General features: G+C 69.0%; 1 protein-coding gene. It reads left to right on the forward strand.

Annotated elements, in window-relative coordinates; translation table 11 throughout:
• Positions 1-247 precede the first annotated feature (247 nt).
• A partial coding sequence (locus HMPREF3014_RS29585; RefSeq protein ID WP_256562455.1) for a type VI secretion system Vgr family protein occupies positions 248-1707 on the forward strand: 1460 nt, incomplete at its 3' end.

The raw sequence follows: 1707 nt of genomic DNA on the forward strand, positions 1-1707 counted from the left end.
TCCGGCACCTCCGGCTCCGACGACTGGCGCTCCCCGGTCGCCGGCTGAGCCGCGACCGCCGCACGCGGCCAGCCTCGCTGGCCGTCGTGCCCTCGATGACCCATAGCGCCGTGGCCAGGAAAGCCCGCGCCGGGTCGATGCCGCTTTGTTTGTTGTAGGCAGCTTCCGATCGAGCCTGCGCGCCCTTGTCTCGCCCGCGCCAGGCAGGACAATCGAATCGGTCGCCTGCGCCAGTGAGGGACAACGGATGTTCGCAGCAGCCAACCAGACCCATTTCAGCCTCGCCATCGACGGCCTCGCCCTCGACCTGCAGGTGCTCTCCTTCAGCGGCCGCGAAGCCATCAGCCAGCCGTTCGCCTTCGACCTGGAGCTGGTCGGCGAACGCCCCGTGCCGGACCTCGAAAGCCTGCTGCACAAACCCGCCTTCCTTACCCTCGGGCCCGCCGGCAACGGTATCCACGGCCTGGTGCGCAGCGCCGGACAGGGCGACTCGGGCAAGCGCCTGACCCGCTACCGCATCACCCTCGTCCCGCAACTGGCCTACCTCGCCCAGCGCACCAACCAGCGCATCTTCCAGCACCTCACGGTGCCGCAGATCGTCGGCCGGGTGCTGGAGGAACACGGCATCCTCGCCGACGCCTACCGCTTCCAGCTCGGCACCCGCTACCCCGAGCGCGAATACTGCGTGCAGTACGACGAGAGCGACCTGCAGTTCGTCCAGCGCCTGTGCTGCGAGGAGGGCATCCATTTTCATTTCCAGCACAGCGCCACGGCGCACCTGCTGGTATTCGGCGACGACCAGACGGTGTTCCCGCGGCTCGCGCCGGTGGCCTACCAGCAGGACTCCGGCCTGGTCGCCGACCGGCCGGCGGTCAAGCGCTTCGGCGTACGCCTGGAAACCCGCACTAGCCGCGTCACCCGCCGCGACTACGACTTCGAGAAACCGCGCCTGACGCTGGAAAGCGCCGCCCGCGGCGAAGCCCGGCCGGACCTCGAGGACTACGACTATCCCGGTCGCTTCGTCGACCGCGAGCGCGGAAAGCACCTGGCCAGGCGCGCCCTCGAACGGCAGCGCAGCGACTACCGCCTGGCCGAGGGCCGCAGCGACCAACCGTTGCTGCTCAGCGGCCACTTCCTGCCGCTGGCCGCCCATCCCCAGGCGGGCTGGAACGACCTCTGGCTGCTCACCGAGGTGATTCACGAGGGGCGGCAGCCTCAGGTGCTGGAGGAAAGCATCGTCTCCGATGCCTCGGCGAGCCCGGACGACTTCCGGCAGGGTTACCGCAACCGCTTCCAGGCCACGCCCTGGGAGGCGTTCTTCCGTCCCCCACCGACGCCGCCGAAGCCGCGCATCCTCGGCACGCAGAGCGCGGTGGTGACCGGCCCGAAGGGCGAGGAAATCCACTGCGATCGCTACGGTCGGGTGAAGGTGCAATTCCACTGGGATCGCGAGGGCCAGGCCGACGACAGCAGCAGTTGCTGGTTACGCGTTGCCTCCGGCTGGGCGGGAAGGAACTACGGTGCCATCGCCATCCCGCGGGTCGGCATGGAGGTGCTGGTGACCTTCCTCGAAGGCGATCCCGACCAGCCGCTGGTCACCGGCTGCCTGTTTCACAGGGAACATCCGGTGCCCTACGAACTGCCGGGGCACAAGACCCGCAGCGTCTTCAAGAGCCTCAGCAGCCCTGGCGGCGGTGGCTACAACGA

Origin of the sequence: Pseudomonas sp. HMSC065H01, assembly GCF_001815235.1 — a bacterium.
Classification (GTDB): domain Bacteria; phylum Pseudomonadota; class Gammaproteobacteria; order Pseudomonadales; family Pseudomonadaceae; genus Pseudomonas; species Pseudomonas aeruginosa.